This window comes from Streptomyces hamibioticus (assembly GCF_047946815.1).
Lineage (GTDB): Bacteria > Actinomycetota > Actinomycetes > Streptomycetales > Streptomycetaceae > Streptomyces.
This window is the reverse complement of sequence record NZ_JBKKQY010000001.1, coordinates 2901272-2913584: the sequence shown is the minus strand read 5'-3', so window position 1 is coordinate 2913584 and position 12313 is coordinate 2901272. Positions and strand designations below refer to the sequence as shown.

Genomic DNA, 12313 nt, shown 5'->3' with positions numbered 1-12313 from the left:
GGAATGGCCGAGAGGGCCGGCAGGCCGGGGAGTGGCGGCAGGCCCGGCAGGAAGCGCCGGCAGAGCGGGAGAAGGGGTTGTACTGCCCTGGTGACCTTCATGGCCGACCTCCTGTCGGCACGCGGAGCAACGCCTGTTTCCCCCGTGTGCCCTCGTGGAGAGCCGTGACACCGGGGCTCGACGATGCCTGTGGGAAAAGTGTGAGCTGAAGGTGCTGCGGGGCAGGTGTGAGCGCTGTGACCGCTTTGATCGATGAGCGTGTGTGAGCGCTCCGAGTGCTGCGGCGGTAACGGTTCGGCGGTTCCTGCGTCCCCAGCGGGTGATCGTCGAGTGCGGCTCTCCGTACGCGTGTCCCTCCGTGTGATTTCCCCCTCGGTATGCACCGCGAAACTGCCGGTTGCGGGATGCTGGAGATAACGTTCGTTCACTTCTCCGGGACGGTCGGGCACGGTGTTTTCGGCGCGGTCCTTGTCGGTACGGATGGATGTAGTCGCTTCATGGAGGCAGTGATGGGTGTGGCAGCCGGTCCGATCCGCGTGGTCGTGGCCAAGCCGGGGCTCGACGGCCACGATCGCGGGGCCAAGGTGATCGCGCGGGCACTGCGTGACGCCGGTATGGAGGTCATCTACACCGGGCTCCATCAGACGCCCGAGCAGATCGTCGACACCGCGATCCAGGAGGACGCCGACGCGATCGGGCTGTCCATCCTGTCCGGGGCGCACAACACGCTCTTCGCGGCCGTGATCGAGCTGCTCAAGGAGCGGGACGCGGCGGACATCCTGGTGTTCGGCGGCGGGATCATCCCCGAGGCGGACATCCCTCCGCTCAAGGAGAAGGGCGTCGCGGAGATCTTCACGCCCGGAGCGACGACCACGTCGATCGTCGACTGGGTCCGGGAGAACGCGCGGCAGCCGGCGGGGGCGTAGCCCGCGGTTGCCCGCGGCGCGGTGGGGCGCGGTGATGTCCGCTGTGGTCAGGCCAGTTCCTCCGTCATCGCCGCGCGCAACCGCAACGTCGTCACCAGGCGCTGGAACGCCTCCGCCCAGTAGCCGCCCGCGCCCGGCGACGCGTCCTCCCGCTCGTCCGGTCTCGCCAGGAGAGCGTCGAGGCGGCCCGCCTCCGAGGGGTCGAGGCAGCGTTCCGCCAGGCCCATGACGCCGCTGAAGCTCCAGGGGTAACTCCCCGCGTCCCGGGCGATGTCGAGCGCGTCCACCACCGCCCTCGCGAGCGGCGCCGCCCACGGCACCGCGCACACCCCGAGCAGCTGGAACGCCTCCGACAGGCCGTGCGTCGCGATGAACCCGGCGACCCACTCGGCCCGTTCCGCCGGGTCCAGTGTGGCGAGCAGCTTGGCCCGTTCGGCCAGGGACACCGCGCCCGGGCCGCCGGCCTCCGGCGCCGTCGGCGCCCCGAGGAGCGCCCGCGCCCATGCGGCGTTCCGCTGCCGTACCGCCGCCCGGCACCAGGCCGCGTGCAACTCGCCCTGCCAGTCGTCCGCCACCGGAAGGGCGACGATGTCCTCGGGCGTGCGTCCGCCGAGGCGGGGCGGCCAGGTGGCGAGCGGGGCGGCTTCCACCAGCTGGCCCAGCCACCACGAACGTTCGCCCCGGCCCGCCGGCGGCTTCGCCACGACGCCGTCGCGTTCCATCGCCGTGTCGCACTCGTGTGGCGCCTCCACGAGGATCGTCGGTGTGTCCCGTGTGCGGTCGACGGACACGCAGGTACCGGCCCTCGCGGCCATCCGGGCGGCGAGTGCCGAGTCCGGCAGTGCGGACAGCAGTTCCGCCGCCGTCGCGCGGACGTTGCGGCTGCGGTCGGACAGGGAGTGCTCCAGGAACGGCTCGTCGTCCGGGCCCAGGCCGGTGCGCAGTGAGTCGAGGAACATCAGGCGGTCCTCCGCCCGCTCCGTCGCCCAGGTCGTGCCGAGCAGTTCGCGGGCGGCCGCCGGATCGTGGGAACGCAGGGACGACAGCAGGGCGACCCGTTCGGCGAACAGGCCCTCCTGCCAGAGCCGGTGCAACTCGGCGGTGTCCTCGGGGCGGGGCAGCGCGCCGTCGCCACCCGGTGCCGCCCGCAACGCGAACCGCCAGTCCGGGTTCAGCCGGGCCAGCCACAGGGCGCGCGGCCCGGCGAAGGCCAGTGCCGCCGGGCGCAGGTCCGTACGTCCCCGTGCCGCGTCCAGCAGGGCGGGCAGCGACTCCGGGGGAGCCGCGTAACCGCGGGCGTTGGCCGTCGCCAGCCACTGGGGGAGCAGCTCCATCAGATCCGGCGCCGTGCCCCTGCGGCCCGAGCCGGTGGCGCCGGAGCGGTCGGCGAGCAGCGTCGACAGTCTGCGGGCGGCCGCGGCCGGCAGCGGCGGACGCGGGTCGCCCGGCGCCGGCTGCGGACGGTCGGCCGAGCGGGCCGGGCGCAGACCGGCGCGTCGGCGGAGGGTCTGCGCCGCGGCCGCGTCCAGCAGTGCCGTCGGCGCGTCCGGGCCGGGAGCGCAGCCCGGTGGCGTACGGCGGTCCGTGCCGAGCAGGGCCGCCGTGACGAGATCCTCCCAGGAGGCGGGGGGCTCGGGCATGCCGTTCATACCGTTCAAGCCGTTCAAGCTGTTCATGCCGTTCATGCCGTTCCTTTCCGTGGTCAGCACAGCGGCACCGCGGGGCCCGGTCCCGTGGGCCAGGCCGTGAGCGGCGTGAAGCCCCGGTGGCCGCACTCGCCGAAGACCGTGACGGGGGCGCCGCCCGACAGGGCGACCAGGCGCCACAGGCCCGGGCGGTTGCGGGCCGCGGGCGTGAGCGGCAGGGCCGTGTCCTCGTCGGCGTCCGCCAGTTGCCAGGAGTCGCCGTCCGGGGCCGGTATGACCCGGTCGAGGGTGACGGGGACGGAGTCCAGCCACGGGTCCTCGCGCAGGGCGGCGCCGTAGCGGGCGGTCGCCTGCGACGTCGTGACGCCCGGTGGGCGGATGGAGGCGGGGGACGGAGGGGCGAACCGCTGCCCCAGTGAGGCGCGCTGCCGGGCGGTGCCCGGGTAGGGGATCACCTCGGTGTCGAGCGTCAGGCCCACCGGCAGGGCGAGGTCCGGGGCGCGGCCGGCGGCCCCGTAGGAGAGGAGCAGCGCGGTGCGGTCCGACTCGGCGCCGTACAGCCAGATGCGCCGTGTCGTCAGCCGGGCGTCCGCCGTGTCGTACTGGGCGAGGACCAGCCACCGGTCCCGGATCGGCGGGCCGTCCGGCGAGACGGGCAGGCCGACGCGCGAGCGGACCGTCGCCGCGAGGTCGTCCGGCAGCTGCCCGTGGCGCAGCCAGCCCTGGTCGAGGAGGTGGAGGAGGGCGCACTCCTCCAGGAGCCGGACCGGCCAGCCGGGGCCGGACGACGGGATGGCGCCCAGCTCCCTCACCCGCGCGGCCAGTCCGGACGCCTGGGCGTCGACCATGCGGGCCGCAGCCTCCTCCCACAGTCCGTACCCGGCCTGCTCCGCGCCGGCCAGGCCGCCGCGCAGCAGGTCGGCGAGCCGCTGCTCCAGCTCCGTGGCCCCGGCGGTGATGCGCTCGGCCCGGCGCTGCGCCCTGCGCCGGGCCGCTTCCGGGTCAGCGGGCCCGGAGGCCGCGGCGGAAGGGCCGGCCGACCGCTTCTGCTCCGTGCGTCCGCGGCGGGTCGTGATCCACGGCTCCGCCCAGTCCGGCGCCGCCTGCTCCCGCGGGACCGCGCCGGGTCCCTCGGCCCAGAGCAGCAGCAGGCCGAGCGCGTGCTTGCACGGGAACTTGCGGCTCGGACAGGTGCACTTGTACGCCGGTCCCGAGGCGTCCGCCAGGTCGACCACCGTTTGATACGGCTTCTTGCCACTGCCCTTGCACAGCCCCCACACCGTCCCCTCGTCGGAACTCCCCGTCTCGGACCACGGCCCCGCCGTGCCGAGCCTGCTTCCCGCTTTGCGTGACGCGGCGTCAGGCGCCAGTGCCAGCACCTGGTCCGCGGTCCAGCGCACCCCCTGCTGAGTCATGCCGTCGAAGGTAGACGCCACCACTGACAATCAGCTCCGCGGAGGCGTTTGTGCAGGTCAGAGTGATTGTCAGTGGTGTGGTGCACGGTTGATGACAGATCCGAACCGGCCGAGCTGGAGGGGGACTCAGCCATGCCTGTGTCCGTTGAACCGACGTCCGCCGAACCGTCCGTCGAAGCGTCCGCCCAACCGTCTGGCGAACCGTCTGGCGAAGCGCCTGCCGAAGCGAGGTCCGCCGAATCGTCCGCGAGCCGGGCCGAGGTCCTGCGGCCGCACGCCGAGGACGCCTTCGCCGCCGAACTCGCCGCGCTCGCCGCCCAGGACGACCGGCCGCGCCCGGACCGCTGGAAGCTGTCGCCGTGGGCCGTCGCCCAGTACCTCCTCGGCGGCACGCTGCCGGACGGCACGGTGATCACACCGAAGTACGTGGGACCGCGCCGCATCGTCGAGGTGGCCGTCACCACGCTCGCCACCGACCGCGCCCTGCTGCTCCTCGGCGTGCCCGGCACCGCGAAGACCTGGGTGTCCGAGCACCTGGCCGCCGCGGTCAGCGGCGACTCGACGCTGCTCGTGCAGGGCACGGCGGGCACACCGGAGGAGGCCATCCGCTACGGCTGGAACTACGCGCAGTTGCTCGCCCACGGCCCCAGCCGCGAGGCCCTGGTGCCGAGCCCCGTGATGCGGGCGATGGCGGAGGGCATGACCGCGCGGGTCGAGGAGCTGACCCGCATCCCGGCCGACGTGCAGGACACGCTCATCACGATCCTGTCGGAGAAGACGCTGCCGATACCGGAGCTGGGCCAGGAGGTGCAGGCGGTCCGCGGCTTCAACCTGATCGCCACGGCCAACGACCGCGACCGCGGCGTCAACGACCTGTCCAGCGCGCTGCGCCGCCGCTTCAACACCGTGGTGCTGCCGCTGCCCGAGAGCGCCGAGGCGGAGGTCGACATCGTCTCGCGCCGCGTCGACCAGCTCGGCCGCTCCCTCGACCTGCCGGCCGCGCCCGACGGCATCGACGAGATCCGCCGCGTCGTGACCGTCTTCCGTGAGCTGCGCGACGGGGTGACGGCCGACGGCCGGACCAAGGTGAAGACGCCCAGCGGCACACTGTCGACGGCCGAGGCGATCTCCGTCGTCACCAACGGCCTGGCGCTGGCCGCCCACTTCGGGGACGGCGTGCTGCGGCCCGGCGACGTCGCCGCGGGCATCCTCGGCGCCGTCGTCCGCGACCCCGCGGCCGACCGCGTGATCTGGCAGGAGTACCTGGAGACGGTCGTCCGCGAGCGTGACGGCTGGACGGACTTCTACCGCGCCTGCCGGGAGGTGACCGCGTGAGCGGCCGTCGGGAGGAGCTTGGGACGGGAGCGCCGGCAGCGGGCTGCCGAGGCGGGGACGACGACTCGACGTGGACCCGGAGGGGAAGGGGTCGGTGTGACGGTCAGTGACGGGCCGGGTGGCGGGGGAGCCGCGGCGGTGCCGCTGCTGCTCGGTGTCCGGCATCACGGACCGGGGTCGGCACGGGCGGTCCGGGGGGCGCTGGAGGCCACGCGTCCCCGAGTGGTGCTGATCGAGGGCCCGCCGGAGGCCGACGCCCTCCTGCCGCTGGCCGCCGACGAGGCCCTGAGGCCACCGGTCGCCCTGCTCGCCCACGCCGTGGACGAGCCCGGCCGTTCGGCGTTCTGGCCGCTGGCCGAGTTCTCCCCCGAGTGGGTCGCCATCCGCTGGGCCCTGGCGCACGGCGTGCCGGCCCGCTTCATCGACCTGCCCGCCGCGCACACGCTGGCCTGGGAGGCGCCGCCCGCGCAGGACCGGCCGGAGGAGGACCGTGAGGTGGAGCGGGAGGCCGGTCCCGGCGACGTCCGGGTCGATCCGCTGGCCGCCCTCGCCGATGCCGCCGGGTACGACGACCCGGAGCGCTGGTGGGAGGACGTCGTCGAGCACCGCGGCACCGGAGAGGGGGACCCGCTCGCGCCGTTCACCGCGCTGGAGGAGGCGATGGGGGCGCTGCGGGAGACGTACGGCAGCGGGGGCGACGACCGGGACCTGGTGCGCGAGGCCCACATGCGGCTCCAGGTGCGGGCGGCGCAGCGGGAGTTCGCCGACGGTGTGGCCGTGGTGTGCGGGGCGTGGCACGTGCCCGCGCTGCGCCGCAAGGCCACCGTCGCCGCCGACCGGGCACTGGTGAAGGGCCTGCCCAAGGTCAGGACGGACATGACGTGGGTGCCGTGGACCCACCGGCGGCTGTCCCGGGCGAGCGGTTACGGAGCGGGCATCACCTCACCGGGTTGGTACGGGCATCTGTTCGGCGCTCCGGACCGTCCCGTCGAGCGGTGGCTGACGAAGGTGGCCGGCCTGTTGCGGGAGGAGGACCGCCTCGTCTCCTCCGCGCACGTCATCGAGGCGGTGCGGCTGGCCGAGACGCTCGCCGCGATGCGCGGCCGCCCGCTGCCCGGCCTGAGCGAGACCACCGACGCCGTGCGGGCGGTGATGTGCGAGGGCTCGGACGTACCGCTGGCACTGGTGCGGGACCGGCTGGTCGTCGGGGACGAGATGGGCGAGGTGCCCGAGGACGCGCCCGCGGTGCCGTTGCAGCGGGACCTCGCGCGGCACCAGCGGCGGCTGCGGCTCAAGCCCGAGGCGCTGGAGCGGGAGCTGGAGCTCGACCTGCGCAAGGAGACCGACGCGGGGCGCAGCAGACTGCTGCACCGGCTGCGCCTGCTCGGCATCGGATGGGGCGAGCCGACCGCCTCGCGCGGCAGCACGGGCACGTTCCGGGAGACCTGGCGGCTGCGCTGGGAGCCGGAGCTGGCGGTGCGGGTGGCCGAGGCCGGGGTGTGGGGCACGACCGTGCTCGCCGCCGCGACCGCCAGGGCCGAGGCGGACGCCGTCGGCGCACCGGGCCTCGCGGAGGTCACCGCGCTGGCCGAGCGCTGCCTGCTGGCCGAACTGCCGGACGCGCTGCCCACGGTGATGCGCGTCCTGGCCGACCGGGCCGCGCTCGACGCGGACGTCGGCCACCTCGCCCAGGCCCTGCCGGCCCTGGTCCGCTCCCTGCGCTACGGCGACGTGCGCGGCACGGACACCGGAGCGCTCGCCGAGGTAGCCGCGGGCCTCGCCGAGCGGGTGTTCGTCGGACTGCCCCCGGCGTGCGCCGCGCTCGACGCGGAGGCGGCCGAGGAGATGCGGCGCCAGGTGGACGCCGTGCACGGGGCGGTGGGACTGCTGGGCGACGATCCGGCCCCGGGCCACGGCGACCTGCGGGGCCGCTGGCGGTCGGTGCTGCGGGTGCTGTCCGGGCGGGACACCGTGCCCGGCGTCATCCGGGGGCGGGCCGTCCGGCTCCTGCTGGACGACGGAGAGCTGACCCCAAAGGAGACGGCGCGGCTGATGGGGCTGGTGCTCTCCGCGGGGACGCCACCGGCGGACGCCGCCGCCTGGATCGAGGGGTTCGTCGGCGGCGGCTCCGGCGGGATGCTGCTCGTCCACGACGAGCGGCTGCTCGGACTGGTCGACGCCTGGCTGACGGGCGTCCCGGCGGAGGCGTTCACGGACGTACTGCCGCTGCTGCGGCGGACGTTCTCGGCATACGAGCCGGGTGTCCGCCGCAGTCTCGGCGAACTGGTGCGGCGCGGCCCCGGAACACCGGGAGGCTCGGCGGCGACGGGCGCGGGCATACCCGGCTTCGCCGCCGGCATCGACGCCGAGCGGGCGGACGCGGTGCTGCCGGTGGTGCGGCTGCTGCTGGGCGGCCCGGACCCGGACGGCGGGCACGCCGGGCCGGCGCCGGGCGGTGGTGCGGCGGCCGGCGGCGGTATGCGGCAGGACGCCGACGACAACGACCTCGTGGGGGTGGAGAGATGACGGCCGAGCTGGTGGGCCCGGCGCAGGAGCGGCTCAGGCGATGGCGGCTCGTGCTCGGTGGCGACGCCGCCGACGGCACCGGATGCGCGCTGTCCGGACGGGACGCCGCGATGGACGGGGCGCTCACCGCGCTCTACGGCAAGGGCGACAGACCGCAGACGGGACGGGAGCGTTCGGCGGGGCTCGGGGCGTCGGCGCCGGCCGTGGCACGCTGGCTGGGGGACATCCGGACGTACTTCCCGTCCTCCGTCGTCCAGGTCATGCAGCGTGACGCCATCGACCGGCTCGGCCTCGCCACCCTCCTGCTGGAGCCGGAGATGCTCGAGGCGGTCGAGGCCGACGTGCACCTCGTCGGCACCCTGCTCTCGCTCAACAAGGCGATGCCGGAGACGACGAGGGAAACGGCGCGGGCCGTCGTGCGCAAGGTCGTCGAGGACCTGGAGAAGCGGCTCGCCACCCGCACCCGGGCCACCCTCACCGGAGCCCTCGACCGCAGCGCGCGCGTCAGCCGGCCACGCCATCACGACATCGACTGGAACCGTACGATCGCGGCCAACCTCAAGCACTACCTCCCGGAGCACCGGACGATCGTGCCGGAGCGGCTCATCGGCTACGGCCGGGCGTCCCGGTCGGTGAAGAAGGAGGTCATCCTCTGTATCGACCAGTCGGGGTCGATGGCGGCATCCGTCGTCTACGCGTCGGTGTTCGGGGCGGTGCTGGCATCCATGCGGTCGATCAGCACGCGGCTCGTCGTCTTCGACACGGCGGTCGTCGATCTCACCGACCAGCTCGACGATCCGGTCGACGTCCTCTTCGGCACCCAGCTGGGCGGCGGCACGGACATCAACCGGGCGCTGGCGTACTGCCAGTCGCAGATCACCCGGCCCACCGAGACGGTGGTGGTCCTGATCAGCGACCTCTACGAAGGGGGGATACGCAACGAGATGCTCAAGCGGGTGGCGGCGATGAAGGCGTCGGGGGTGCAGTTCGTGACGCTGCTGGCGCTGTCCGACGAGGGGGCGCCCGCCTACGACCGGGAGCACGCGGCCGCTCTCGCCGGCCTCGGAGCACCGGCCTTCGCCTGCACGCCCGACATCTTCCCGGAGGTGATGGCGGCGGCAATCGAGAAGCGCCCGCTGCCGATACCGGACACCGCGTGACGGTGTGTCGGTCCGTCGCCGCCCGACTCCTCCCGGCAAAAGGGACATGACTACCCATCGGTAACAGGGGGGTTGCGGAACCTCGGGCGTCCCGTGCGAGGATCGACGCCCGTCAGCGGTGCGTCGTGTTCCGCTTGACCGTAGGCGTCCCGCCGGCTCATCGCTCGTGACGCACATCAGCTTCGTCACCGTTTCGCCGTATGGGAGGAACCTCCCCTCGTGACCTGGTCCGCCGCTCTGCCCGGAGCCGCTCAGCGCATGCTGCGCGCGGCGGCCGGGCGGCGCGCGCTCCGGGTGGTGCTGCTGGTGGGTGCGGTGTTCGTGCTCGGCCTGTGCTTCGGCCAGCGGGCTCAGGCGGCCGAGGACGGCGTGACGTCGCCGGGGGCCGCCGCTGCCGACGGCCGGGCCGTGGGCGGCGCCGCGGTGGATCGGGTGGTTGCCGCGGTGCCGGAGGGTGGTGTGCGCGAGGTGTCCGGGGTGACTCGGGCGAGCGAAGACCGGCCTATCAGCCCCGTCCGCCCTGACGCCTCAGACCGCCGCGACACCTCCGACGTACGCGACTCCGTCGGCCTGTCCCGCCCCTCCGACCTCCCGGTTCTCTCCGAGCCGCCGCAGTCGCCCGACGTGGCCGACCTGTCCGGCCTTTCCGGCTCGGCCGACGTGGCCGACCTGTCCGGGCTTTCCGGCTCGGCCGACGTGGCCGACCTGTCCGGGCTTTCCGGCTTGGCCGACGTGGCCGACCTGTCCGGCCTCTCCGGCTCGGCCGACCTGGCTGATCTGTCCGGCCTGCCCGGTCCGGCCGGCCTGACTGCTCCTTCCGGCCTGGTCGGCCTTTCCGGCCTGACCGGTCCGTCGGGCGGACCCGGCGATCCCGGTGCACTGCCGGGCTCGGCCGGTCTTCCCGCGCTTCCCGGGCTGCCGGGGCCCGCCCCGGACCCCGCGGCCACCCTGCCCGCGCCGGCCGTTCCGGCGCCGCCGACGGGCTCCGCGACCGCCTCGGCCGCGGAGGACATCCTCGGCGCCCCAGGCGCTCCCGCTTCCGGCTCCCGAGCCCGTGAGGCCCGGGCCGAAGACCGGCCGGGCGGCACCGATGCGGCGCGGGGCGTCGCCCACGGGCCCCACGTCATCGGACCGGGACCGCGCTCTCCAGCGCACGGAGACGAAGGACGGGCCGCCCCGCCCCTCCCCGCTCCCGCCCCTCACGCGCCGCCCGGTGATCCGGACGGCGAACTGGCCAACCGTGCCGCGGCCGACAACGGCACACCGCGGCACGGCGACGCGCACGCCGTCACCCTCGACCACCGCGTACCCCTGCGACTCGCGCCCGGCGCCATCGCGCGCGCCGAGGCGGCCGAGACCCGGGACCGGTACCGGGACATTCCCGTTTCCCCCGCATAGGGCAGGCCCTCCCCCCGCCGTAGACCTGCCGCGCGGGGGCGGAAAGGTCTGCCCTCCCGTCCGGACACCCCTCCGTATTCCGGGCGGTAGACGCCGGAGCCACCCCCCTGGCCCGGCATCGGAAATGTCCCCAAAACTTCCAAGGACCCTGACGTACTCATGAACAAGAACATCCGCCGGTCCATCGTCATAGCCGCCGGCGTCACCGGCGCCTGGGCCCTGGGCTCCGCCGCGGCCAGCGCGGACGAGCTGCCCGCCGCGCCCGTCTCCGTCCCGGACGTGACGGCCGAGGTGGCCACCTCCGAGCTGGACTCCAAGGTCACCTCGGACGACGTCACCGCCGAAAAGGTCACCGACGCGGCCCAGTCCACGGTGACGTCCCTCGCGGGCCGGACCACGGCCGCCGCCGACCGGGCGACCGCCGCCGCCGACCGGACCGCCGACGGAACCGCCGACCGGGCGACCGCCGCCGCCGACCGGACCGCCGACGGAACCGCCGACCGGGCGACCGCCGCCGCCGACCGGGCCGCCGAGGGCGGCATCGACTACCTCTTCGGCCCGCTCTCCGCCTTCGCGCCGGAGCTGGAGGAGACCCGGAACAGCGCCCAGGGCGCCGCCCAGGACACCGTCGGCGGCGTCCCCGGCCACATCACCGGCACCGCGACCCCGGTCGTCGAGGAGACGGCCCACGCGGTCACCCCGCCGGTCGCGGCCGGCGCCGTCGACGGGGCCGTGCCGGTCGTCTCGGACGCGGTGGCCGGCGTCCGATCGGTCGCGGGCCAGGCCGTGCAGGGCGCGCAGCCGGTCGTGACCGGGGCCGTCGGCCAGGTCACGGGCGGCACCGACGACGCCGTGGACGCCGTCCTGCCGCCGGTCGCGAACACCGCCGTGGACGGCGTGGTGCCCGTCGCCGGGCAGGCGGTGCAGGACGCGAGCGGACTGGCGTACGGCGTCACGGGCGACGTGCGGCCCTTCGCGGGCGGCGTCGTGGACCAGGTGCCGCCGCTCGCGCACGGCGTGACCGGTCAGGCCGGGCCGTTCGCCGACGGCGTGGCCGGCGAGGTGCCGCCGTTCGCCGCCGGGGTCACCGGCGCGGTCCAGCCGGTCGTCGACGCCGTCACCGAGACCGTGCGGCCGGTCGCCGAGGGCGTCGGCGGCAGCGCCACGGCGCTGGCGTACGGCGTCGCGGGCCACACGGCGCCCTTCGCGGACGGCGTCGTCGGTGACGTGGCGCCCTTCGCGCAGGGTGTCGCCGGACAGGCCGCGCCCTTCGGTCAAGAGCTGGCCGGCACGGTGTACGACACCGGAGTCCCGCTGGCCGGGCACGCCGTCACCGGCACCCAGGGCGTGGCACAGTCCGTCACCCCGGGCTACGCGCAGGACGCCGGACTCGGCAGCCCGTACCACGTCTGACATCCGCGGCGTCCCTGCGCGTCGTGCTCGTGCCACCCGTCGAGCCCCTACCGAGGCGTAGGGACGCGTAAGTCGCCTGCGACCGGACATCCGTGATCACGGACTTCGCGGAGTGCCTGTGCCGGGCGAGGGCCGAAAGCCGTCGGTCCCCGCCCTGGCCCGGTCCCGCGAACCGGGACGGTCGGTCCCCATTGGGGTGGGGATCGCCCGGCCCGCACCCCGGGGAGTCGCGTCACCGCGACCCCTCGGGGCGTTCCACGGCCTCACCGGGTCAACCCCAGCTCGGTGAGGCCCTCGGCCCGCCCGGACCCGGCGACCTCACGGTCGGCACGCCGTGCCGGAGAGGACGGCACCATGTGACAGGTATCACCGCTCATGTGTGACCCTCGATTTAGGGTGCCCCCGCAAGCGGCGATAACCTGCGAGACGGACATGCCGCGCGCTCGGACACCGTGTGCGCCTCCCTTGTGACACATGCGGACGTCACGTTGCCC

Annotated in this window: 8 protein-coding genes; 6 read left to right on the top strand and 2 right to left on the bottom strand. The window is 74.9% G+C overall.

All coding sequences use genetic code 11. From position 1 onward, the window contains the following. The first annotated feature begins 509 nt into the window (after window positions 1–509). Window positions 510–926, top strand: a complete 417-nt coding sequence (locus ACLGIH_RS12880) for a coenzyme B12-dependent isobutyryl CoA mutase small subunit (RefSeq protein ID WP_416525394.1) — start codon at window positions 510–512, stop codon at window positions 924–926. A gap of 47 nt (window positions 927–973) precedes the next feature. Here ACLGIH_RS12880 and ACLGIH_RS12875 read toward each other — a convergent pair whose 3' ends face one another. Both ACLGIH_RS12875 and ACLGIH_RS12870 read right to left on the bottom strand, forming a co-directional pair. Next, entirely contained in the window at window positions 974–2602 is a 1629-nt protein-coding gene (locus tag ACLGIH_RS12875; protein ID WP_416525393.1) for a DUF5691 domain-containing protein, read from the bottom strand. Between the two features lie 26 nt (window positions 2603–2628). After that, complete coding sequence (locus tag ACLGIH_RS12870; protein ID WP_416525392.1) at window positions 2629–3987, bottom strand: SWIM zinc finger family protein; 1359 nt, start codon at window positions 3985–3987, stop codon at window positions 2629–2631. Between the two features lie 132 nt (window positions 3988–4119). Here ACLGIH_RS12870 and ACLGIH_RS12865 point away from each other — a divergent pair, with 132 nt between their 5' ends. The 5 genes from ACLGIH_RS12865 to ACLGIH_RS12845 all read left to right on the top strand — a co-directional run bounded on the left by ACLGIH_RS12865 (window position 4120) and on the right by ACLGIH_RS12845 (window position 11819). After that, window positions 4120–5322: an ATP-binding protein gene (locus tag ACLGIH_RS12865; RefSeq protein ID WP_416525391.1), complete on the top strand. Its 1203-nt coding sequence runs from the start codon at window positions 4120–4122 to the stop codon at window positions 5320–5322. 96 nt (window positions 5323–5418) lie between these two features. After that, a complete protein-coding gene (locus tag ACLGIH_RS12860) occupies window positions 5419–7848 on the top strand; it encodes a DUF5682 family protein (protein ID WP_416525390.1) in 2430 nt (809 codons plus the stop codon). Continuing rightward, window positions 7845–9008, top strand: coding sequence for a VWA domain-containing protein (locus tag ACLGIH_RS12855; RefSeq protein ID WP_416525389.1), 1164 nt, complete (start codon window positions 7845–7847; stop codon window positions 9006–9008). Before ACLGIH_RS12860 ends, ACLGIH_RS12855 begins: the two co-directional genes overlap by 4 nt. Window positions 9009–9227: 219 nt before the next feature. After that, window positions 9228–10406 (top strand): hypothetical protein, encoded by a 1179-nt coding sequence (locus tag ACLGIH_RS12850; RefSeq protein WP_416525388.1) that lies wholly within the window; start codon window positions 9228–9230, stop codon window positions 10404–10406. A 159-nt stretch (window positions 10407–10565) separates the two neighbouring features. Beyond that, window positions 10566–11819 (top strand): hypothetical protein, encoded by a 1254-nt coding sequence (locus ACLGIH_RS12845; protein ID WP_416525387.1) that lies wholly within the window; start codon window positions 10566–10568, stop codon window positions 11817–11819. Window positions 11820–12313: the final 494 nt, after the last annotated feature.

What these genes read in the sequence shown, in the direction of transcription:
- ACLGIH_RS12880 (WP_416525394.1), top strand. Translation starts at nt 510, where the DNA reads ATGGGTGTGGCAGCCGGTCCGATCCGCGTGGTCGTGGCCAAGCCGGGG.
- ACLGIH_RS12875 (WP_416525393.1), bottom strand. Translation starts at nt 2,602, where the DNA reads ATGAACAGCTTGAACGGCTTGAACGGTATGAACGGCATGCCCGAGCCC.
- ACLGIH_RS12870 (WP_416525392.1), bottom strand. Translation starts at nt 3,987, where the DNA reads ATGACTCAGCAGGGGGTGCGCTGGACCGCGGACCAGGTGCTGGCACTG.
- ACLGIH_RS12865 (WP_416525391.1), top strand. Translation starts at nt 4,120, where the DNA reads ATGCCTGTGTCCGTTGAACCGACGTCCGCCGAACCGTCCGTCGAAGCG.
- ACLGIH_RS12855 (WP_416525389.1), top strand. Translation starts at nt 7,845, where the DNA reads ATGACGGCCGAGCTGGTGGGCCCGGCGCAGGAGCGGCTCAGGCGATGG.
- ACLGIH_RS12845 (WP_416525387.1), top strand. Translation starts at nt 10,566, where the DNA reads ATGAACAAGAACATCCGCCGGTCCATCGTCATAGCCGCCGGCGTCACC.